The organism is Ursidibacter sp. B-7004-1 (genome assembly GCF_053654055.1).
The window spans coordinates 1-22,972 of sequence record NZ_JBSIUP010000023.1 but is presented as its reverse complement, the minus strand read 5'-3'; the positions used below and the strand labels follow the sequence as shown (position 1 = coordinate 22,972).

At 38.4% G+C, this 22,972-nt stretch carries 23 protein-coding genes; 6 read left to right on the top strand and 17 right to left on the bottom strand.

Going from position 1 to position 22,972, the window contains the following annotated elements:
- Positions 1-7: 7 nt before the first annotated feature.
- The 16 genes from ybeD to ACWIW0_RS08365 all read right to left on the bottom strand — a co-directional run bounded on the left by ybeD (position 8) and on the right by ACWIW0_RS08365 (position 16,221).
- Positions 8-307: a DUF493 family protein YbeD gene (gene ybeD / locus ACWIW0_RS08440; protein WP_157395634.1), complete on the bottom strand. Its 300-nt coding sequence runs from the start codon at positions 305-307 to the stop codon at positions 8-10.
- Positions 308-429: 122 nt separating this feature from the next.
- A complete protein-coding gene (locus ACWIW0_RS08435) occupies positions 430-1,608 on the bottom strand; it encodes a serine hydrolase (protein WP_454452967.1) in 1,179 nt (392 codons plus the stop codon).
- Between the two features lie 35 nt (positions 1,609-1,643).
- Positions 1,644-2,420 carry a septal ring lytic transglycosylase RlpA family protein gene (locus ACWIW0_RS08430; RefSeq protein ID WP_454452966.1) on the bottom strand — a complete coding sequence of 259 codons (777 nt, stop codon included), beginning with the start codon at positions 2,418-2,420 and terminating at the stop codon, positions 1,644-1,646.
- A gap of 50 nt (positions 2,421-2,470) precedes the next feature.
- A complete protein-coding gene (gene rodA / locus ACWIW0_RS08425; RefSeq protein WP_454452965.1) occupies positions 2,471-3,589 on the bottom strand; it encodes a rod shape-determining protein RodA in 1,119 nt (372 codons plus the stop codon).
- Complete coding sequence (gene mrdA, locus ACWIW0_RS08420; RefSeq protein WP_454452964.1) at positions 3,582-5,534, bottom strand: penicillin-binding protein 2; 1,953 nt, start codon at positions 5,532-5,534, stop codon at positions 3,582-3,584. The genes rodA and mrdA overlap by 8 nt, the downstream gene beginning before the upstream one ends.
- A 13-nt stretch (positions 5,535-5,547) precedes the next feature.
- Positions 5,548-6,015 carry a 23S rRNA (pseudouridine(1915)-N(3))-methyltransferase RlmH gene (gene rlmH / locus ACWIW0_RS08415; protein ID WP_157395629.1) on the bottom strand — a complete coding sequence of 156 codons (468 nt, stop codon included), beginning with the start codon at positions 6,013-6,015 and terminating at the stop codon, positions 5,548-5,550.
- Positions 6,015-6,329 carry a ribosome silencing factor gene (gene rsfS, locus ACWIW0_RS08410; protein ID WP_157395628.1) on the bottom strand — a complete coding sequence of 105 codons (315 nt, stop codon included), beginning with the start codon at positions 6,327-6,329 and terminating at the stop codon, positions 6,015-6,017. Before rsfS ends, rlmH begins: the two co-directional genes overlap by 1 nt.
- Before the next feature lie 131 nt (positions 6,330-6,460).
- Positions 6,461-7,885 (bottom strand): Na+/H+ antiporter NhaC, encoded by a 1,425-nt coding sequence (nhaC, locus tag ACWIW0_RS08405; RefSeq protein ID WP_454452963.1) that lies wholly within the window; start codon positions 7,883-7,885, stop codon positions 6,461-6,463.
- 53 nt (positions 7,886-7,938) lie between these two features.
- Positions 7,939-9,132, bottom strand: a complete 1,194-nt coding sequence (locus ACWIW0_RS08400; protein WP_454452962.1) for an ornithine--oxo-acid transaminase — start codon at positions 9,130-9,132, stop codon at positions 7,939-7,941.
- A gap of 130 nt (positions 9,133-9,262) precedes the next feature.
- Positions 9,263-9,685, bottom strand: a complete 423-nt coding sequence (locus tag ACWIW0_RS08395; RefSeq protein ID WP_454452961.1) for a hotdog fold thioesterase — start codon at positions 9,683-9,685, stop codon at positions 9,263-9,265.
- Positions 9,686-9,691: 6 nt separating this feature from the next.
- Positions 9,692-12,784: a D-2-hydroxyglutarate dehydrogenase YdiJ gene (ydiJ, locus tag ACWIW0_RS08390; RefSeq protein ID WP_454452960.1), complete on the bottom strand. Its 3,093-nt coding sequence runs from the start codon at positions 12,782-12,784 to the stop codon at positions 9,692-9,694.
- A gap of 81 nt (positions 12,785-12,865) precedes the next feature.
- Positions 12,866-13,750: a c-type cytochrome biogenesis protein CcmI gene (gene ccmI, locus ACWIW0_RS08385; protein ID WP_454452959.1), complete on the bottom strand. Its 885-nt coding sequence runs from the start codon at positions 13,748-13,750 to the stop codon at positions 12,866-12,868.
- Positions 13,750-14,211 carry a cytochrome c-type biogenesis protein gene (locus tag ACWIW0_RS08380; protein ID WP_454446719.1) on the bottom strand — a complete coding sequence of 154 codons (462 nt, stop codon included), beginning with the start codon at positions 14,209-14,211 and terminating at the stop codon, positions 13,750-13,752. Before ACWIW0_RS08380 ends, ccmI begins: the two co-directional genes overlap by 1 nt.
- Positions 14,211-14,762 carry a DsbE family thiol:disulfide interchange protein gene (locus ACWIW0_RS08375; protein ID WP_454452958.1) on the bottom strand — a complete coding sequence of 184 codons (552 nt, stop codon included), beginning with the start codon at positions 14,760-14,762 and terminating at the stop codon, positions 14,211-14,213. Before ACWIW0_RS08375 ends, ACWIW0_RS08380 begins: the two co-directional genes overlap by 1 nt.
- Before the next feature lie 89 nt (positions 14,763-14,851).
- On the bottom strand, positions 14,852-15,745 hold the full coding sequence (asd, locus tag ACWIW0_RS08370) for an archaetidylserine decarboxylase (protein ID WP_454452957.1): 894 nt from the start codon (positions 15,743-15,745) through the stop codon (positions 14,852-14,854).
- 131 nt (positions 15,746-15,876) lie between these two features.
- Positions 15,877-16,221 carry a ComEA family DNA-binding protein gene (locus ACWIW0_RS08365; RefSeq protein ID WP_454446722.1) on the bottom strand — a complete coding sequence of 115 codons (345 nt, stop codon included), beginning with the start codon at positions 16,219-16,221 and terminating at the stop codon, positions 15,877-15,879.
- A 224-nt stretch (positions 16,222-16,445) separates the two neighbouring features.
- Between ACWIW0_RS08365 and ACWIW0_RS08360 the strand changes: the two genes are divergently transcribed.
- The 4 genes from ACWIW0_RS08360 (at position 16,446) to rfaC (ending at position 20,330) form a co-directional block, all read left to right on the top strand.
- Complete coding sequence (locus tag ACWIW0_RS08360; protein ID WP_454452956.1) at positions 16,446-17,765, top strand: LysM-like peptidoglycan-binding domain-containing protein; 1,320 nt, start codon at positions 16,446-16,448, stop codon at positions 17,763-17,765.
- Positions 17,766-17,830: 65 nt separating this feature from the next.
- Entirely contained in the window at positions 17,831-18,232 is a 402-nt protein-coding gene (locus ACWIW0_RS08355; RefSeq protein ID WP_454452955.1) for an MliC family protein, read from the top strand.
- Positions 18,233-18,243: 11 nt separating this feature from the next.
- Entirely contained in the window at positions 18,244-19,293 is a 1,050-nt protein-coding gene (gene waaF, locus ACWIW0_RS08350) for a lipopolysaccharide heptosyltransferase II (RefSeq protein WP_454452954.1), read from the top strand.
- Positions 19,294-19,295: 2 nt separating this feature from the next.
- Entirely contained in the window at positions 19,296-20,330 is a 1,035-nt protein-coding gene (rfaC, locus tag ACWIW0_RS08345) for a lipopolysaccharide heptosyltransferase RfaC (RefSeq protein ID WP_454452953.1), read from the top strand.
- Here rfaC and ACWIW0_RS08340 read toward each other — a convergent pair.
- Positions 20,284-20,577, bottom strand: a complete 294-nt coding sequence (locus tag ACWIW0_RS08340; RefSeq protein WP_157395614.1) for a YfcZ/YiiS family protein — start codon at positions 20,575-20,577, stop codon at positions 20,284-20,286. The genes rfaC and ACWIW0_RS08340 overlap by 47 nt on opposite strands.
- A 162-nt stretch (positions 20,578-20,739) precedes the next feature.
- Here ACWIW0_RS08340 and thiP point away from each other — a divergent pair, with 162 nt between their 5' ends.
- Together thiP and thiQ are read left to right on the top strand one after the other, a co-directional pair.
- A complete protein-coding gene (gene thiP, locus ACWIW0_RS08335) occupies positions 20,740-22,326 on the top strand; it encodes a thiamine/thiamine pyrophosphate ABC transporter permease ThiP (protein ID WP_454452952.1) in 1,587 nt (528 codons plus the stop codon).
- Positions 22,323-22,955 (top strand): thiamine ABC transporter ATP-binding protein, encoded by a 633-nt coding sequence (gene thiQ / locus ACWIW0_RS08330; protein ID WP_454452951.1) that lies wholly within the window; start codon positions 22,323-22,325, stop codon positions 22,953-22,955. The genes thiP and thiQ overlap by 4 nt, the downstream gene beginning before the upstream one ends.
- Positions 22,956-22,972: the final 17 nt, after the last annotated feature.

Here is a 22,972-nt window from a genome sequence, read left to right as displayed (position 1 = left end):
GCGAAGATTATAGTACCATTCTCACGCCTTCAATTTTGGCAAGATCAGTATAAAGTGTTTCAACCTGTTCAATATTCTCTGCTTGAATAGTAATTGATACAGAATGATAAGTTCCTTTACCACTCTCTTTTAATGTTGGGTTGTAATCCCCTTTTACCACTTTCTGTACTTCGCTAACCACATCATCAACTAATCCATCTCGCTTCGCACCAACTACTTTGAAAGTGAATGAGCAAGGGAATTCAAGTAAGTCTTTTAATTTTGCTTGTGGTAAGTCGGATAAATTTAGAGTTTTATTTTCTGTCATTTTTTGTTCCTTATTGAAATATACAAGCGGTGGGATTTTGCAATTTTTTACAAGATCTCACCGCTTGCGAGCTAAGATTGGGATAACTTCTAAAATTACAAGGGGGAATAATTGACTAGGAATTAGTTAAATAACCCTTTGATTGTTAATACAACCCAGTCCCACGCTTTGCCAATAAAGCCAGCTTCGGCAACATCTTGCATCACTTGTAAATCAATTGACGCAATATCTTTATCATTTAACTGATATACCACTTTCCCAACCACTTGACCTTTCGCTAATGGTGCTTCAAGGGTTTTCTTCTCCAACACATAACGAGCCTTTAATTCCCCTGTTTTACCTTTTGGCACAGTGATATAGCTATCTTGTAAAGTTCCTAACTGAATTTTATTTAAATCACCATAATATACGCTCTGTTCTGAAACAGTCTGGCCTGCGGCTAATGGCTTAACGGTTTCAAAATTCGCAAAGCCCCATTGTAAGAGCTTTTTGCTCTCAATTTCACGTCCTTTAATACTTTCTACGCCCATTACCACTGAAATCAAACGGGTATTGCTATTGTAAGCAGATGCAACAAGATTATAGCCAGCTTTATCTGTATGCCCTGTTTTCATTCCATCTACATTCATTGTTTTATCCCACAACAAGCCGTTACGGTTTGGTTGTTTGATTTTATTGAAGGTAAACTCTTTTTCAGCGTAAATTTTATACTCTTCGGGTAGATCACGAATTAAGTGAGCCCCAATAATTGCCATATCACGAGCCGATGAATATTGATTTGGGTCATCTAAGCCGTGAACGGTTGCGAAATGGGTGTTTTTCAAGCCAAATTGCTGTACATATTTATTCATCGTATCAATAAAGGCTTGTTGTGAGCCAGATAAATGCTCAGCAATCGCCACACAAGCATCATTACCTGATACCACAATAATACCGCGATTTAAATCATCAACAGAAACTTGCTGATTTAAATTTAAGAACATTTTTGAAGAGCCTGGGAATTTTTGTCCCCAAGAACTTTCCGTAACGGTAACTAAATCACTATTTTTGATTTTCCCTGTTTTCAACGCTTCACCAATAACATAACTGGTCATCATTTTAGTTAGACTAGCTGGGTATTGACGTTGGTCTGGGTTTAAACTTGCCAATACCGCACCTGAATTATAGTCCATCAAAATGTAGGTTTGAGCATTGATTTGTGGAGTATGGATACCATAATCCACATCACTATTAGCATAAGCGATACTAGAAAAAGCTACCGCACATAAACTGACTGATTTTAGAAATTTACTTTTTAACATAGTTTGCTTCCATTCTTTGGATTAACTTTTAAAACTTACTCTTGAGCTTTTATAGCTAAAGTATCCCCTTCACCTTTGATCTTCAAAGGTAAACCCTCTTTTTGTGCTAATTGTAACAAAGCTTGAGCCCCTTTACCTGAAATGTAGCCTTGTTTATCGACTTGCAACGCTTCAATACGCACCTTAGCAACGCCTGAGTGTATCATTCCGATTTCACGAGCAGCACCCACTGAGAGATCAATTACACGACTGTGGCTAAATGGACCACGATCATTGATGCGAACAATCACTTTGCGTCCATTACGCAAATTAGTTACTAACGCATAAGAGCCTAGTGCCAATGTTTTATGAGCCGCCGTAAAACCATTTTTATTATAAATTTCACCACTTGCGGTTTTTCTACCGTGGAACATTCCGCCATAATAACTAGCTGTACCTACTTGACCGTACTGGCGTGATGCTTCTTTATTGATAGTTGTGTGGTTCTTCCCTTTTTCACGATAAGTGAGCTTTTTATTACTCACTTTCATATAAGTTAGATTTGCTCCTTTTACGCCATAACGTTTTTTAGTTTCGTTCTTGGTGCTTTTGGCTATGGATTTCGCACTCTTTGTCGGCGATTTAACGGACTTCTTTTTTGCTTTCGCAGTCAGAGCCTTTGCTTTACTATGTTTTATGCCACTACTAACTAACGTAGTCTTCTCTTTTTTTATTGCTTTAGTTTTTTCTTTCTTTGGGGCTGAAAAACCGTAAGAAGAAACAAAAAACAACGTAATTACTAGTAATAATTTACTTATTTTGCTTAAATGCATAATTTCTCCCTTGCTTTCCAAAACAGCAAGAAAGCAAATATATTAAATAATTAACGTATGTTATAAGGGTTAGTATCTTTACGTTCACGATGTACATAAACTGACATCATTAGTCCAAACGCAGCCATTAGTGTAACGTAAGATGTTCCGCCATAACTAAATAGTGGTAATGGAACACCCACAACAGGCAAAATTCCACTTACCATTCCAATGTTTACAAAAACGTAAACGAAAAAAAGTAATGCAGTACCACCAGACAAAATTCGCCCAAATGCAGAACTTGATTTAGCACCGATCATTAGCCCCCTTGCAATAATAAAGAGATAAATGGCGAATAAAATCAGCACGCCAATCATTCCGTGCTCTTCACTTAACACAGCAAAAATAAAATCGGTGTGTGGTTCAGGCAGAAACTCAAGTTGAGACTGTGTCCCTGCCATCCAACCTTTTCCTTCTAACCCTCCAGAGCCAATCGCAATTTTGGACTGAATAATATGATAACCCGCACCTAAAGGGTCTTTCTCTGGATCAATTAACGTCATTACCCTTGTTTTCTGGTAGTCGTGCATTAAGTAGAACCACATAATTGGAATAAACCCAGCAAGAAAGACAACACCAGCACCAATGAGTTTCCAACTTAACCCTGCAAGAAACAATACAAATACCCCTGCGGCACAAACAAGAATAGAAGTTCCCAAATCTGGTTGAAGAGCTACTAAGATAGTCGGCACAATAATTAACCCTAATGCAATAAAGGTATCTTTAAAATTAGGTGGCAGTGAGCGATTGCCCAAGTAAGTTGCGACCATTAACGGAACGGATAATTTAGCAATTTCCGAAGGCTGAAAACGGACAAAGCCTAAGTTTAACCAGCGTTGTGCACCTTTACTGGTTTCCCCTGCAACATCAACCAAAATCAGTAAAACAATACACACCGCATATAAATAAGGTGAAACTCGCTCATAAAAACGAGGTGGAAAGAGCGCCATAACAACCATTAGCCCCATTCCGAGAGAGACCTGAACGACACGATTAAAAAACATTCTCTCACTACCGCCACTCGCACTATACAGAACCAATAAGCCGTAGCCAGTAATAGCTAATAAGCCAACAAAAAGAAAAATATCAAACGCTAATAATTTTTTGCAAGAACGTAAGAACTTATTCATTATTTATTCCGTCTAGGTTAAGCGGTGAGTTTTGCTCATTTTTTTGCAATTCCGTATTTGCGGCATTGGAACGTAGTAGCATATAGTCCATAATTTTTCGTGCCATTGGGGCTGCTGTACTACCACCGCCACCAGCATTTTCTAAAATAATCGAAACAACCATTTTCGGATTTTCATAAGGTGCATAACCAATAAACCACGCGTGATCGTGATATTTTTTAGCGATTGCATTTTTATCGTAATCCTTACCTTTTAAACTTTTAACTTGTGCAGTTCCTGTTTTTCCTGCTGCTCGATACGGCACACCAGCAAATGCTTTCCGTCCCGTCCCGTTACTTGCGTGTAACACGTTATACATACCCAATTTAGCAATTTGCCAAAAACGTGGCGGAACATCTTTAATATCATCGTATAAAAGTGGATCTTGGTAAGGCATATTTTCTCGTGACATCACTTCCATCATTAAATGGGGCGTATTCACTTTACCATTGTTGATTAAGACTGCCGTTGCTTTAGCAAGCTGCAATGGGGTGGAAATCCAATAGCCCTGACCAATTCCAGCATTAATGGTATCTGCGGCTAGCCAAGGCTGTTTTTTATAGCGTTTCTGTTTCCACTCTCTACTTGGCATAATGCCCGTGGACTCTTCCGCCAAATCAATGCCAGTTTTTACGCCAAAACCAAAGCGTTTCATCCAATCTGACATTTTATCAATTCCCATATCATAGGCGAGCTGATAAAAGTAAGTATCCGAGGATTCTACAATGGCTTTATTTATATCTGTTCTACCGTGTCCACTTCGCTTCCAGTCACGAAAACGTTGTGTTGTGCCAGGTAAAATCCAATAACCTGGGTCAAATACTGTACTGCCTGCGGTAATTTTATTTTCGGTTAGCCCTGCAACTGCCATAAATGGTTTGATGGTTGATGCAGGGGGATAAGTGCCTTGTGTTGCTCGGCTGTAAAGTGGGCGATCCTCATCATCTAATAACTTCTTATAATCTCTGCCTGAAATACCATCAACAAAGAGATTGTTATCATAACTTGGGTTCGTTACCATCGCTAAGATACTACTATCTTTCGGATCGAGCACCACAATCGCTCCTTTCTCATTACCGATTAACGATGAAACATATTGTTGCAATTCCACATCAAGCGTCAGACGAATACTGCTACCTGCCACTGCAGGTTGATCACGCAATTTGCGGATAACTTTGCCACGGTTATTGATTTCAACTTCTTCAAAACCTGTTTGCCCGTGTAATTGTTCTTCGTAGAACTTTTCAATCCCCAATTTACCAATGTCGTGAGAACCTGCATAGTTACCGAATTTCCCTTCGTCTTGTAAACGTTGCTTGTCTTTATCGTTGATTTTAGCGACATAGCCTAGAATATGTGTAAGCACATCACCATAAGGGTAAGTTCGTTTAAAGTAAGGTTGTACGTCAAGGCTTGGAAAGCGATATTGATTTACTGAAAAACGAGCAATTTGTTCTTCGGTTAAATTAGGTTTAAGTAATATTGGAGTATAGCGGGAAGATCTTGCACGCTCTTTACGAAAATTCTCAATATCCTCATCGGTTAAACCGACAATCGTTTTAAGTTCGATAAGGGTTTCGTCCAAGTTGTTCACTTTTTCAGGTACGATATATAGCCCAAAGAATGTCAGATTTTCTGCCAATACTTTGCCGTTTCGGTCATAAATCAAACCTCTAACAGGTGGAATAGGCAATAATTTAATGCGGTTGCCATTTGAGCGAGTTTGGTAAGTGTCATAATCACGCACTTGCAAATGATATAAATTAGTTAGCAATACGCCTGTTAAACCCAATACACCTAAAAATGCGATCAAAGCACGACGGACAAACAGATTTTTCTCTGCTTGTCCGTTACGAATTTTCTCTCGCTGTTTTGGTGGGCTGAATTTACTTAATTTACCAAACATCTATATTCTCGTACTACTCTCGATGATAAGGGTGGTTTGCCGTTAAAGACCACGCTCGGTATAAACTCTCTGCAACAACAATTCTTACCAATGGATGTGGTAAGGTTAAAGGCGAAAGAGACCAACTCTGTTCAGCCGCTGCTTTACATTCAGGGGAAAGCCCTTCAGGGCCACCAATCAATAAGCAGACATCACGCCCATCATTTTTCCACGCTTCAAATTGTTGAGCGAGTTGCTCTGTCGTCCAAGGTTTCCCTGGAATATCAAGTGTTACCACTCGATTTCGCCCAGCTGCCGCTAGCATTGCTTTGCCTTCTTGCTCTAGGATACGCTTTATGTCTGCGTTTTTTCCCCGCTTACCCGCAGGAATTTCGATCAGCTCAAAAGGGAAATCTTTGGGGAAACGGCGTTGATATTCTTCAAAGCCTTTTGTCACCCAATCAGGCATTTTTGTTCCGACTGCAATTAATTGGATTTTCATTATGCCCAGAGTTTTTCTAATTGATACATTTCACGACTTTCACGTTGCAAAATATGGACAATCGCTTGCCCGAAATCGATCACAATCCAATCTGCTACTGCTTTGCCTTCGTGAGCAAAGACATCTAAGCCAGCTTTTTTACTTTCAGCAATTAAGTTATCCGCTGTTGATGCAACGTGACGGCTTGATGTACCAGTACATAAAATCATTGTGTCAGTAATTGATGATTTTCCTTTCACATCAATGGCTTGAATATCTTCTGCTTTTAAGCCTTCTAGTGTATGAGTGAGGAAATTAACGAGATTTTGTTCCATATATAATTTATTCAATAATAAAAAGGGGCGGATTATAGCATAAAAAATAGCTAGGTTAGTCTATCAATAAAACAAAGCGGTACGATTTGCAAAAAATTTAACAAATCGCACCGCTTTTAGATAATTGAAGACTAGGCTTTATTCTCTAAAGCCGCTTTTTCTTCTGGGGTCAAATATTCAATACGAATATTTAAACTTGCGAGAATAATCGCAATAATTGGGATCATATAGTTCATTACAGCATACGGGGCATATTCAAATGCACTAACTTGTAACATTGAGAACGCATAAACACCACAAGTATTCCAAGGCACTAATACAGAAGTTACTGTACCACCATCTTCTAAAGCTCGAGAGAGATTTTTCGAGCTTAAACCTTTATCTTGGTAGGCTTTTACATACATACGACCAGGTAATAAAATTGAAATATACTGCTCTGATGTTGTAACATTAGTAACTATTGCAGAAACGATGGTCGCAATAATGACACTTGATGCTTTTTTGGCAAAATTCAAAATTGTTTCCACAACGGAACGCAACATTCCTGTTTGTTCTGCAATCCCACCGAATGTCATTGCTACAATGGTTAATGAAATGGTGTACATCATAGATTCAATACCACCACGATTAAAGAGCGTATCGATCATCTCGTGACCACTCTCAATTTTGAATCCATCGTGCAAGGTTTTAACCGCAACACCAACCTCTCCGCCTTGAACAAAGATATGGCATAACCAACCGAGCAAAATCCCAGCAGTGAGTGCAGGTAACGCAGGGACTTTTTTCGCCACTAAAACCACAACCATCAAAGGCACTAATAATAGCCAAGGTGAAATCACAAAATGTTTTTCCATTGCTTGCATTACATCAGTGATTTTTGCTAAATCTAAGTTCTCTGCACTAAATTGTAAACCTAGGTAGAAATAAACCGCTAATGCAATTAAGAAAGCAGGTACGGTGGTTACAAGCATATGGCGGATATGATCAAAGAGAGGGGTATTTGTGATACCTGCGGCAAGGTTGGTCGTATCAGAAAGAGGTGACATTTTATCGCCGAAATACGCTCCTGAAATTACCGCCCCTGCCACCATTGGGGCTGGAATGCCAATGCTCAACCCAATTCCCATTGCTGCTACACCAATTGTTCCCATTGTGGACCAAGAACTCCCAATAGCTAAAGTAACAATCGCACAGATAATACAGATGGTAAATAAAAACAGCGAAGGTGAGATTAGTTTTAAGCCGTAATAGATCATTGTTGCAACAATACCACCCCCAAGCCAAGCCCCAATGGTTAAGCCAATCATAATAATGATCACTATCGCAGGTAGTGCCATTTTGATGCCACGATAGATCCCTTTTTCGATAGTATCCCAACGATAACCGAAGGCAAGAGCAATGATACTGGCGGCAATTGCCCCAATTAACAGTGGAATATGTGGCGATGCTTCAAATTTGATAATCGCAACCGCCATTACGGATACCATTATCAATACGGGTAAAAAGGCATAAAAAAACGGGATCCGAATGTTTTGTTGTTCTGTTGTGTTTGCCATATTTCCTCCTTGGGAAGCGGTCAGATTTTTTAATTTTTTTGCAAGATCAGCCCTTATTTTAGCACTTCACGAATACGTTCTAACGCCCAATCTAAATCCGCTTTCTCAATTACTAATGGAGGGGCAAAACGAATAACAGTGTCGTGGGTTTCTTTACATAATAGTCCTTTTTCTTTTAAGGCTTCACAGTATGGGCGAGCGGCTTCTGTTAGTTCTAAACCAATAAATAAACCACGTCCACGCACCTCTTTAATTTTCGGATACTCAATTTTTTTCAATTCATTTAGGAAGTATTCACCTAATTCACGAGAACGTTCCGCTAAGTTCTCTTCCACTAAAACATCAAGAGCCGCAAGAGATACTGCACAAGCGAGTGGATTTCCGCCAAAAGTTGAACCGTGAGAACCTGGATTAAACACACCTAAAATTTCTTTATCGGCTAACACACAAGAGATTGGGAATACACCACCACCTAATGCTTTACCTAAAATATAGATATCTGGCTCAAAACCTTCCCACTCGCAAGCAAATAATTTCCCTGTTCTACCTAAGCCAGCTTGAATTTCATCAGCAATAAACAGTACATTGTTTTCTTTACATAGTTCGTAGGCTTGTTTTAAGAAACCTTGTGGTGGAATTAAAATACCTGCTTCCCCTTGAATTGGTTCAACTAAGAATGCCGCCGTATTTGGTGTGATCGCATTTTTCAGTGCATCTAAATCACCATAAGGCACTAACTTAATCCCACCTAATAACGGCCCAAAACCACGTTGATAATCAGGATCAGAAGAGAGCGAAACCGCCGCCATTGTTCTACCGTGGAAGTTGCCTACACAAGCGATAATTTCCGCTCGATCTTTTGCAATACCTTTTACATCGTAACCCCAACGGCGTGCAGTTTTAATTGCTGTTTCTACCGCTTCCGCCCCTGTATTCATTGGTAATGCCATTGATTTCTTACCTAGCTTACAGATTTTTTCATACCAAGGCCCAAGCTGATCGTTATAAAAAGCACGAGAAGTTAAAGTAACACGTTCCGCTTGGTCTTTTAATGCTTTCACAATTTTAGGATGACAATGCCCTTGATTGACCGCAGAGTAGGCACTTAACATATCTAAATAACGTTTACCTTCAGGATCTTTCACCCAAATACCTTCTGCTTTGCTAATTACGATAGGTAACGGTAAATAGTTGCGAGCACCATATTGTTCGGTTTGATGAATGATTTGTTGAGATGAAGCTGTCATATCTTTCTCCTAAATTTGTTAAATAAATGTTACTTTTGAGTGTAACAATATTTAAACAAAAATGGGATAGTTTTTTGCTTGTTTTATGATCTACATCTCATTTTTGATAGATTTACTCGCTAAAGTAGCACTATGTTTGATTTAGTAATTTAATACTAAGTCTCGCCACTGCGCATAGTTGCATTTGCTCATCATAAATCATTACTTGCCATACTTGATGTGTCTTGCCTAAATGCAGTGGAGTGGCTTTGGCAGTGGCCTTTCCTTGCTTAATTGCTTTTAGGTGGCTAATGTTGAGTTCTGTGCCTACTGGGAATTGATGTTCTTCACAACAGAGTAGAGCTGCCGCTGATGCAACGGTTTCAGCAAGGGTGGCACTTATGCCACCGTGTAATAAACCGAAAGGCTGAGTGGTACGATAATCAACCACTAGCGTAGCTTCTAGCCAGTTTTCGCCTTGTGCAGTAAATTCGATCCCTAAATGTGATACGGCACAATTTTGGCAAAGTTGATTAAGTTGCGAAAGTGAGAGCGTTTTTTTCCAAATCATCAAATTACCTTATAAGATACTCAATAATGCTTGAACAGGGTGCTTTAAGACCCGATGTTCCATCCGTTTTACTTGGCTACGGCAGGAATAACCTGTGGCTAAACAGCGATCAAGATCTTTACCATTAAGTTTTTTCTGCCACGATTGAGCATAAATCGCTTTCGACATCGCAATATGTTTCGTTTCGTGTCCAAATGTTCCAGCCATTCCACAACAGCCCGTATTTTCTCCTACTAAGCGTTCGCCAAAATGGGCAAAAATTTGTTGCCACTCTTTTGTGCTATTAGGTAAAGCGGTTGATTCTGTACAGTGGCTAAATAAATGCCATTGTAAGCGGTCTGTTTCGGCTGATTTTTTGCAGGTATGTAAATGCCCTTGTTTGAGCTGACTGAGTAGCCATTCGTGTGCAAGTTGTACTTTAAACTCGCCACATTCTTCTTTCAAAATATCTCGATATTCTTCACGATAAATTAAGGTTAATGCAGGATCCACCCCAACCATTGGGATTCCTAATTTTGCTAAACGAGTCAGGAAATCTGCTTGGTTTTTCGCTGTTCTGGCAAATTGATGTAAAAAGCCTTTAACGTGTTGGGCTTTTCCTGTTGGTTTAAATGGCAATACAATCGGTTTAAAACCGATTTTTTGGCATAGATTAACAAAATCTGCCACAACTTTAGCATCATAATAAGAAGTGAAAGGATCTTGTACCACAAATAGATATTGGTAAATATCTTGTCCGATCTGACCGCTTGTGATTTGTTGCTCAAGGCTTTCTAAACTTTCAGCTTGGTAACCGATTTGATTGAGCTGCTGCTGTAAATTGGGTACAGAAAGAGCAGGCAAATCAACCATTCCAATGGTTTTACTTGCGATATTTTCCGCCCATTTATTCGCACTGAAGAAATTAAAGAAAGCAGGTTGTTTTGCCATTAACGGTGCGACACGCTCTAAATTTGAGACCACATAATCTTTTATCGGGCGGAAATAACGGCTATGGTAAAGCTCATTAAATTGAGCTCGGAAAGTCGGCACATCAATTTTGATCGGACATTGGCTAGCACAGGCTTTACAGGCTAGGCAAGTATCCATTGCCGCTTTCACTTCGTGAGAGAAATCATACTCTTGCTTTTTATACCAGTGATTGCGTAGTTTTTTCGCAAAATCGACCAATTTTCTACCATTTTTATGTGGCTTGAAAATAATATCGTCAGGGGATACATTTTTCTCTGCCAATAAGCGTAACCACTCACGAACCAATGCCGCACGCCCTTTGGGTGAGAAAAGGCGATTACCAGAGATTTTCATTGATGGACACATTGTGCTGTGTACATCAAAATTAAAACATAGCCCATTACCATTACAGTTCATCGCACCTTTAAAATTTTCACGCACTTGGATCGGAATTTGGCGATCAAAATCAGCACGCATTTGTGAGTCAATTGGGTAAAGCTCATCTTGGCGATGTAACGGTGTACAAATTTTACCTGGATTTAAGCGATTTTGTGGATCAAACAGCTGCTTAATATAGCGTAGCTCTTGCCATAACGTTTCTCCAAAAAAGCGTTCACCATAGGCAGAACGCATACCTTTTCCGTGTTCTCCCCAGATTAAGCCACCATATTTGGCAGTGAGTTCAACCACTTTATCGGAAATCTGTTTGAATTTTTGCACCTGTGCTTTATCGCATAAATCAAGGGCAGGGCGAACGTGAAGAACACCTGCATCAACGTGTCCGAACATTCCATATTCCAAGCCGTTTTCATCAAGTAATTGGCGAAATTCAACAATATAATCGGCTAAATTTTCAGGAGGAACACAGGTATCTTCCACAAAAGCGATAGGTTTTGCCCAACCTTTTGCATTACCGAGCAATCCTACTGCTTTTTTCCGCATTGCGTAAATTTTCTCAATTGAATCGATCTCTTTGCAAATTTGGTAGCCAATCAGACCGCTTTCATTATTGGCAATTTTTTGATCAAGCGAGCAACAAAGATCGGCGACAAGTTGTTCATTGAGACCCTGATCATTTGACGCATATTCTACAATGTTGATCCCTAAAATTGGGTTCTGTTCATCTTCAGTTAAAAGATCTGAAACGGAGTGCCATACAATATCTTGCTTGGCTAAGTTTAATACTTTGGAATCAACGGTTTCTACTGATAACGCTTTAGCTTGTAGCATAAAAGGGGCAGAACGTAAGGCGGCATCAAAAGAGTTATATTTGATATTGATTAGCGTACGATATTTGGGAATGGGTAATAAATTGAGTTTAGCTTCGCAAATAAAGGCTAGAGAGCCTTCCGAACCAGTAAGAATACGAGTTAAATTAAATTCAGATTCGTCATCATTAAATACATTTTTTAAATCATAGCCTGTTAAAAAACGGTTTAACTGTGGCAATTCTTTTAAAACGACTGGACGTAGGGTTTTGCAGCGTTGGAAAATTTCTTGATGAATCTTTTTACCATTTTCAGATAAAGGTAATTCGGCAAGATTTGCAGAAAAGTTGTCGGATCTCACCGCTTGTGTGTCTAAAATTTCCCCGTTCATCAATACGGATTTGATCGCCAAAATATGATCGGAGGTTTTCCCATATTGTAATGAACCTTGCCCTGAAGCATCAGTGTTAATCATTCCGCCTAATGTGGCTCGATTACTGGTCGATAATTCTGGGGAAAAGAATAAGCCATAGGGCTTTAAGTATTGGTTCAGTTGGTCTTTAACCACGCCTGCTTGTACTCGAACCCAACGCTCTTCTACGTTAAGTTCTAAGATCTGTTTCATATGGCGAGAAAGATCAACAATGATATTGTTGTTGAGCGATTGTCCATTCGTGCCCGTTCCACCGCCCCTTGGGGTAAATGTTAATGCTTGAAACGGAGCTTTTTGAGCTAGCTTGGTTAAAATAACTACATCAGTCACTGATTTGGGGAATAAAATCGCTTGTGGTATTTGCTGATAAACGCTGTTATCCGTTGCAAGCGAAAGACGATCGGCATAACTTGATGCAATATCGCCTGAAAAATGTTGTTCTACAAGCTCGTTAAGGAAAGCTTGTACAGTTTCTGTCAGTTGTGGTGTGTTTGCTAAACGTGGGATCATAATGGCTATTCTATAAAAATATAACTCGTCAAATATTAGCAATATTTACGCTGAGATTTAAGTAAAAATCTTATCTAATACTTATTTATTCTCTGTTTTAATCATTGAAAGTGCCGATTGAATGCTACGCTCAATGGTTGGTCTGCGAGGGTCATTTTCAGGTAAAAATTTAAGCATCATTCCCCAAGTCATTGCTGCCATTTTATAATCTTCTTTTTCAAAAGAGGATAAAGCCAGTAAGCTCAAAGCATCAACATTAGTATGATCGATTCGAATAATCTCTTTTACCACTTCTTCACCTTTCTCTTTATCTTTCGGATCGCTAGAGAAAAGTAATAATTGAGCGTATTTTTGCTTATATTGTAGATTATCAGGCTTTAATGCTACCGCCTTAGCGTAGCTATCAAGAGCGATTTGTCCATTATCTAATGCCATTCCAACTTGTCCAAGCATAAACCATGATTTATCGTCAGTAGGTTTCTCTTGTAATTCAACTCGTAATGCCATTGCAAACTGATTGAGTTCTTGATCTGAAAGTGGGTCTGTTTCTTCTGTTTTGATACGTTCATAGAAATAATCCAATTTTTTATGTGTCATTTCTAGCATCGTGCCTGTAAACCACGAACCAACATTCCAATAAATTGCAGAACTCATTCCTATAACTAGGATAATAAGTCTCATAAACCATAATGGACTTAGTGATTTTTTCCTATCAACAGTAATATCAGGCTGTGATGGAATATCATCTAATAGGCTTTGTTGTAACTCCAATTTACTCTGTTGATTATCTTCAATGAGTCCTTCTTTTTCTTCTTGTTCTACTTCTTTAAGGCGATCAAAATAAAATGCTTTATTTAATTCATTACGTTTTTTGCTATTTTGATGCGTATTTCTTTTTAATAATGGATAGAATGCGATAGCACTGATTGCTAGCGTAATCCATATTGCGATGATCCAAAAATTCATTATTGTTCCTTATCGTTCAAAATTTGTTTTAAGCGTTCTTGGTCAAGATTTTTTGCAAAAGATTTGTCTGAACCCACCGCTTGTATATTTGATTTTTTTCGTTTCAACATTATGCTAAAACCAATTAAAATCAATAGGATAGGCATTAACCATAACATTATGGTGGCTGGGGTTATAGGAGGATCGTAAGTCACAAAGTTGCCATAACGTTCTACCATATAATTAACCACTTCATCTTTGCTTTTCCCTTGTTTGAGTAATTCTAGTGTTTTATTACGCATATCTGTGGCAATAGTTGCGTTGGAATCAGCAATGTTGTTATTTTGGCATTGTGGACAACGTAATTCTTGAATGAGTGCTCGATAATCAGATTCTTGCTGTGTATTATCGAATTGTTGAATTTGCTGACTAGCAATACTTAATGTAGGTAGAATCAATAAAAGTGCAAGCCATTTTTTCATTATTGTGTATTTCCTTTTAATTTATCGTAGATTGGTTTAAGTACTTCATTCCACACTTTTGCATTTACATCTCCAGCGTGACGATAATGAATTTTCCCTTGCCCATCTAAAATAAATGTCTCAGGTGCACCATATACGCCTAAATCTAAGCCAAGAGAACCTTTGGGATCGTAAATAACTGCTTTATAAGGATCTCCATAGTTTTCTAAGAATTTTAATGCTTTAGCTCGTTCATCTTTATAATCAATACCAACAATTTCAATGCCTTGTTTTGCAAGCTCAGTTAAATACTGATGTTCAGCAAAACAAGTTGGACACCAAGTTGCCCAGACATTTAATAATCTTGGCGAGCCTGTTTTAACAACATTAGCATTAACATTTTGTTTTTCATCGTATAAAGATTCAAGTTGAAATTCAGGAATTGTTTTGCCTATTAGGCTTGACTCAAGCATTTTAGGATCTTCTCCATTTGAATTACGTTGCAGTTGCACCATAAAGGCAATAATAAGTCCCACAAAAACAATAAGAGGAAGTAAAAAAATTTTTTTCATTTTGATATAAGCGGTTATTTTAAGAAAATATTTTGCAATTATAGACAAAAAAGCGAGTAGGGCTACCACTCGCTTTCGTTTATTTGATTTTAACTAAGGATTTTTGCTAAAGGTTCGCCCATTCGGGTTGGCTCGCCAGCAATAAGATGAGAAGATAAAGCAACACTCTCTTTAGGGAAAAGGTTAATAACTGTTGAACCTAAGCGGAAAGCCCCCATTTCTTGCCCTTTTTTGAGATGAATTGCACTTTCTCCTTCTGCAAGATATTCGTACACAAGAACTTCTTTTGAACGTGGTGGGTTAATAACCCCCGCCCAAACAGTACTCATACTCGCAGTAATGGTTGCTCCTACTAAAATCTGAACCATTGTGCCAAACGCTGTATCAAATTCACAAATCACACGTTCGTTACGAGCAAATAAGTTTGGAATGTGTTCTGCTAAAAAGGGATTAACTGAAAATAATTCACCTGGAACGTAAATCATCTTGCGTAGTGTTGCATCACAAGGCATATGCACACGATGGTAATCTCTTGGGGAGAGATAAGTGGTAATAAATTGACCATCTTTAAATTTTTCGGCTAATGCGATGTCGTTAGCCAGTAGTGTTTCTAAGGTAAACGTATGCCCTTTGGCTTGTAATAGTAAGTTTTGTGTAATCTGCCCAGCTTCGCTTACTCTACCATCAGCGGGTAAACATAAGGTTTGAGTATCTTGATCGACAGGGCGTGCATTTTCTTTCAGAGGACGGATAAAAAACTCATTAAAAGTAGCATAATCTGAAGGATTGCTTTTCTCTGCTTCAGATAAATTAACTTGGTATTTCTTGGCAAATACTTTAATTACAAGATGGGTTAATGCACCTAATTTTTTTTCCGCAAACCACCCAGCAAGGCGAGTTAAACCTTGTTGTGGCATTAAATATTGAAATGCAATTTTCGCACGTTGTGCATAACTTGGTGCTTTATAAGCTGTTAATGACATTTGACTATCCTATGTTCTGATCTTTCAAACTTTCAAAAGGCGAGCAGTATAGCAAAAGTCACAAAGTTTACAATCTAAGCAAGTTCCCCTTATACAGCAGGGTAAAGCGATAAGGGGAATAAGCGGTTAGATTACTCTAAAACAATACGATCACGATTTTTATCAAGCGTTGCTTTTCCAATACCCGATACTTCTGTTAATTGTTCAATATTGAGAAATTTACCATTTTTTTCTCGATATTCCACAATGGCTTGTGCTTTTTTAGCACCGATACCAACTAATTTATCCTGTAATTCTGATGCAGTTGCGGTGTTGATATTGATTGCATTTGGATTTGCAATTTTGGCTTGTGTTTGAACCGCTTGTACTTGAGTTTGCGTTTCAGGTGCTGTGCTTACACTTTTTTCTTCTGCACTAGCCGTTAAGCTAAATGCACTTAAAAGTAGGGCTGCGGCATATTGAGTGAGTTTTTTCATAATAAATAGCTCCTTTCTGTGTTTTGGTTGATATAAAACGAATAGTCGCTACTTTAATCATTGGCAGAATAAGCTCAAGAAAGGCTAATTCATTTTTCGATCTTGATCGAAAAAATAATGGGTATAACATAAATAAAATGGTGATTTAAAAGAAATTTGATGATGATAGGCAATAAATCCTTTAAAATAATTGCCGTTTTTTTAGTTATTTTCCTTGGATTTTTATGAGCCAATATAATCAACGTAAAGAGCCGACTTTTGGTCAGCCAACAGCAACTACAACAGAAGTAGAAAAAGAAATTGAACAACATCACGAAACAGAAGTCACAAAACCGAAAGTGATGTTTTCGTTATCATCGAAACAAGCACCTAATTACACATTCACACCCGTAATGAAACGTCCTGTGGATAAAGCAAATGAGTTATCAACCCTAGAAGAACAAACAATGTTAAAAGAAAATGCACCTAAAATAGAAACAACAGAAGACACTCATAAACCAAAAGGTTTTGCATTTGCTCCTGTTATTGATGATACTGATAAAGCTCCAGCTAAAGCAAATGCTACAGTTGATACACCTAAAGTCGATGAGCCAAAAACAGTACAGCCACCTGTGAATGAGCAGGAAAAAGTAAATGCAGTGAATCCAAATACGGTTGAGCGAGTAATTCCTACTCAGACAGTCCAAACGGCTAAGCCTTCTGTGGCAGAAAAAGTACCATCAAAATATCGCCGTTTATTGATCGTGATTTTATTAGCACTTGCTCTATTATTAGCATTTTTCTTATTAAAACCGAATACACCTGAAACGGTGGAATCATTACAAGAACAAGGTACCAGTTTACCAATTGAATTCCGCCCTGTTGATGAAGAAGAAGCAAAACGAGCTGAAGCAGAAGCTAAAGCACAACAAGAAGCTCAAATGGCACAAGCAAAAGCTGACCAACAAACTACGGAGCAAACAGCAATAAATACTGTGGTAGAACAACCTGCTCAAACAACAGAAATAGCTCAATCTACTGTTGAAAATCGTGTAGAGCCAACACCTGCTGTTGTAGCAAAACCTGCCGAAGCTAAACCTGAACCAAAAGTAACAGAAACTAAACCTGTGGTTACTCAACCTGTGAAAAAACCAGAAACAACAGGAAGTGTGATTTATCAACCAGAAAGTAAATCAACATCTGAGCCAGTAAAAAAAGCACAATCACAACCAAAAGTAGAAAAAGCACCAGCGAAAGTTGTTGAAACTAAACCTGCTGTGGTTAAACCAGCACCAACAAAAACAGTTGAAGTTACATCAAATGCTGTTTCAAGTAAAACAATGGTTGTACCGAAGGGAGTTTCTCTAATGCAAGTATTCAGAGATAACAATTTGAATATTTCAGATGTTAATGCAATGAGTAAAGTAAACAACATTGTAAGTAATTTGAAAGTGGGTGAAAAAGTAACGGTTCGTTTAGATGCAAATAATCGTGTTACTGAAATGCATATTGGCTCTGGTGGAAAATTTATCCGCCAAGCGAATGGTAGTTACATTTATAAATAATAACTAAAACTTGGAGCAACGCATTGCGTTGCTCTTTTTTTCTGACTGACATTAAGGGGACAACAATGTATTTATGGAAAAAAGCATTTTCTTTGCTCACTACTACTGTACTACTAGGATGTAGTACAACAACCATTGCTCCAGCAGAACAAGTTGAACAACAAATTCAACAACCTGAACAGAGCGTGCCACAAATTAAAACTGATGTAGTGAAAAAACAGCGTATCATCAGTTATCAATGTGCAAAGAATCAAACCTTGCGAGTTCAATTTTTAAATAGTAAAAAAAATAGTCCGATTACACTTACTTTTAATCGTTCTTCTTACACACTATCACCAAGTGTAGTTACACAAGGGAAGAAATACAGCAATATTCGTTGGATTTGGACAGAAGATTTTAATGGCGTAGGCACATTACGAGACAACCGCAACAATTTACTTGCGGAAAAATGTATTAAACAATCATAAAGGGAAGTTATATGAATATTTTGATTATTGCGCCATCTTGGGTTGGGGATATGATGATGTCCCACAGCTTATATCAGCAGCTTAAACAAAATTATCCTGATTGTCATATTGATGTAATGGCTCCCGATTGGTGTCGTCCTTTGTTAGCTAGAATGCCAGAAGTGCGTAAAGCAATTTCAATGCCGATTGGACACGGCTCTTTTGCACTCTGTAAGCGGTATGATTTAGGCAAAAATTCACAAAATCAGTACCAAATGGCGATTGTTTTACCTAACTCTCTTAAATCTTCTTTTATTCCCTTTTTTGCTCGCATTCCCCATCGTCGTGGTTGGAAAGGTGAAATGCGTTATGGATTATTGAATGATCTCAGAGCGAATAAACAGGATTATCCACTAATGGTGCAACGTTATGTGGCTCTTGCTTTTGATAAAGGGCATATTCCCATTGCTGAACAATTACCTATTCCGTACCCTTATTTGCAAGTGAACGTTGAGCAGATTATTCAAACAAAGCAACATTTTGCTAAACAGCTAGATTATGCAGAAAATCGCCCAGCAATCGGTTTTTGTCCAGGGGCTGAGTTTGGGCCTGCAAAGCGTTATCCGCATTATCACTATGCAAAAGTGGCACAAAAATTGATTGAACAAGGTTACGCTATTCGGTTATTCGGCTCGAAGAAAGATGAAACTGTTGGCGAAGAAATCCGTACCTCATTATCAGCGGAACAGCAACGTTATTGTATTAACCTAGCAGGGCAAACGGATCTGAATCAAGCGGTAGATTTAATTGCCGATTGCGTTGCCATAGTTAGCAATGATTCTGGGTTGATGCATATTGCTGCGGCGTTAAATCGTCCATTAGTGGCTCTTTATGGCCCAACAAGCCCACAATATACACCACCACTATCACAGAATGCAGTGATTATTCGTTTAATTGATGGTGGGCTAATTAAAGTGCGTAAGGCACAAGATAGTGCAGAAGGTTATCATCAAAGCTTGATCGATATTCAGCCTGAAATGGTATTAGCCAAATTAAATGAACTGATTGGGAAAGTAAATTAGAGATGAAAGTTTGCCTTATAAAAACATCATCAATGGGCGATGTTATTCATACTTTACCCGCACTTACTGATGCTCAAAATAAGATACCCGATCTCCGAATAGATTGGGTCGTTGAGCCTGCTTTCGCAGAAATTCCCCGTTGGCATTCAGCGGTAAAAAAGGTCATTCCTTTTGCATTTCGAGCGTGGCGTAAGCGGTTACTTTCTCAAGAAACTTTACAACAATGGGCATCATTCAAACAGCAATTACAGCAAGAAAATTATGATGTTGTAATTGATGCTCAAGGGCTATTCAAAAGTGCTTTCTTTGTGACTCGTTTAGCCAAAGGCAAAAAACACGGTTATGATCGCCACTCTATTCGTGAACCAATAGCCACCTTGTTTTATGACAAACGACACGCTATTTCCTATCAGCAACACGCCGTTGAACGTATTCGTCAGTTATTTGCTCAAAGTTTGGGGTATTCGTTACCTGATACACTTGGCGATTATGCTATTGCACGTCATTTCACTTCACTTGCAAAAGAACGGGAAAATCTCACCGCTTCGCCTTATCTAATTGCTATTCACGCAACAACAAGGGCAGACAAACATTGGCAAGAAAATTCGTGGTCTGAGCTTTTTGAACATTGTGTCAATTCAGGGGTAGAAATTCGTTTACCTTGGGGAAATCAAAAAGAATTTGAGCGAGCAACTCGTTTGGCTGAACAATCAGAAAAAATTAAAGTGTTGCCCAAGTTAAGTTTAACGGAGCTTGCAGATCAAATTACGAATGCTCAAGCAGTGGTTTCTGTTGATACAGGACTTAGCCATTTAACCGCAGCGTTAGATAAGCCGAATATTATTTTATATGGTGCAACAGATCCCAATCTCATTGGTGCTTATGGTAAAAATCAACACTATCTACAAGCTCAAGGAATGGAAAATATTTCAGCCCAACAAGTATGGCAAAAGTTGGTTGAAATTCTAAACTCGCTAAATCTACTAAATTCTACCGCAACGCAAGCTGAAATAAGACCGCCTCTGCTTGGCAACTAAAATTAAATGTTGCATTAAGTGTAACGCCATCTTCTTGTGAAATGAATTGATGTGTTATTTGGCAAGGCTCATTTTCAATTTGTTTGGCTTTATTGATTAAAAAATCAAGTGCTTGCTGAGCAGTTTCTTGATCTGGATAATGTTGCTCAAAATCAATTTGAGAATCGGCATTATCAAACATTGCTGTACTAGTCGGTTTACAATTTACTTTGCAGTTTTCTGCTTCATCGCTAAAAGTCTTGCTCATAATATATCCTTATGGGTAAAAAAACAGAGCGTAGCAGAGACAATGATAAATTTCTTTGAGAAAGAACAAACCTAAGATGATTTTATCCCACTTCAAACATCATCGACTACCTCAATGAAATAGGGTAAATTAGCTTATCTATTCTTTTTGTTATGATATGTGATGCTACGCCGATTTACTGCTTTTTCTGCTTGGTCGATTTACACCATTATTGTGGCACTTTATGCGTTTAGTTTATGGGCGTTATTTGAACATCGTGCCGATGAAACTTTTTGGTCTGTTGGGGAGGCATTACAAATTCTCAAACAGAGCTTATGGCAAGCGTTACTTTCCGCACTTTTCTCTACAATTCTTGGTGTTTTTCTCGCTCGCAGTTTTTTTTATCTCAATTTTAAAGGGAAAGCATTACTCTATAAGCTCATCTCTTTTGCGTGGGCATTACCATCTTTAGTAGTTATTTTTGCCATTGTCGGGGTATGGGGAAATTCAGGCTGGGTAATGCAGTTCTTAAAATATTTAGGTATCCCTGCTGCGTTTAATCTATATGGTTTGCAGGGGATTTTACTGGCTCATTTGTTCTTCAATATTCCATTGGCGACTAAATATTGTTTGGAAGCCTTACATTTAATCCCAAGTAGCCAACATCAACTTGCAGCTCAGTTAAATTTACAAGGCTGGCGATATATACAAATTGTTGAGTTACCAATGCTGAAAAAGATATTGCCTTATACCTTTATGAATATTTTTCTAATCTGTTTTACTAGTTTCCCGATAGTGTTAATGCTGGGAGGTGGACCAAAATATAGCACTCTTGAAGTTGCTATTTATCAAGCGGTAACTTTTGAATTTGATTTTGCAAAAGCGGTAATGTTGATAATGACCCAAATTCTAGTCGGGATTATCTTGCAGATTACGATGGATATTTTAACGAAATTTGCATTTTCTCAGGGTAAAAATACCGCTATTCCAGTCGATCATATTTGGAAACCCAAAGCTAAAGGCGTTAATAAAAGGTTATTACAAAGCGTTATAATTTTAATGGGAATGATGATCTTAATACCTATCGCAAATGTTATTTGGACAGGCATTAGTGTTTCTCACTTCTTTACACGCTTAACAAACCCACTACTGTGGGAAGCGACACGATTTTCACTCTTACTCAGTGCGATTGCAGCGGTAACAGTGATCATTGTCGCCTATTTGATTGCCCTTGAAGCGAAGAATTTAGCGTATCAAAAACATAAAATTCTCCATAGTTTTCTAGCTGGTGTGGCGACTTATCCGTTAATTATGCCCGTATTTATGTTAGCTGTCGGTTTGTTTTTATTATTGATAGATATACCGCTTTCTACTTGGCAACTCTTATACTTGGTTGGAGTATGTAACGGATTGATGCTACTGCCCTACATTTATCGCCTGCTATTTACTGCAGTTTGGGAAGCCTTTATTACCCACGATAAATTAGCGAGAGAATTAGGTATTACAGGCTTTCGCCGTTGGTGGATTGTGGAAAAAAATTACCTGATCCGACCGCTTCGTAATGCTTTTGCTCTTGCAATGTCGGCTAGTTTAGGCAGTTTTACCGTCATTGCCTTTTTTGGTAGCCCTGATTTCAGTACGTTACCTTACCTACTTTATCAACAATTAGGGAGTTACCGAATGGAAGATGCCGCAGTAACGGCACTGATGTTAATGCTTTTGGCATTTTTTCCCTTTTTGATTATTGAACAGAGAGAACAAAATAGATGATCCAAATGAATGTCGAGTTTGACTATCCTGAACTGCCGATGAAATTTAAGTTAAATATTGCAAAAGGTGAGAGAGTTGCAGTTATCGGTGAAAGTGGTTCAGGAAAAAGTACATTACTTAATTTAATTGCTGGATTTGAGCTAGCAAGCCGAGGTGAAGTTTACCTTGCTGGGCAAAATCACACGCATACGCAACCAGCAGAAAGACCTGTTTCAATGCTATTTCAAGATAATAATCTTTTCCCACATTTAACTGTTTCACAGAATATAGGACTAGGTTTAACCCCGAGTTTGAGATTAAGCCAAGCACAAAATGAAAAAGTAGAAGAGATCGCTTATCAAATGGGGATTGCTGATTTCTTATCACGCCGAGCAGATAAATTATCGGGAGGGCAAAAACAGCGTGTGGCGTTAGCAAGAACCTTATTGAGAGATAAACCGATTTTCTTACTCGATGAGCCTTTCTCCGCATTAGATCCGATTAGACGAGAAGAGCTACAAGAGTTAGTCTATACCCTTTGTATCCAAAAAAATCTGACACTGCTGATGGTCACCCACCAATATGATGAAGTAAAACAGCTGTTTACTTCTGTTATTCGGGTTGAGAGTGGGAAAATTATAGATATATAGTAAAAAGGCGTACCTTT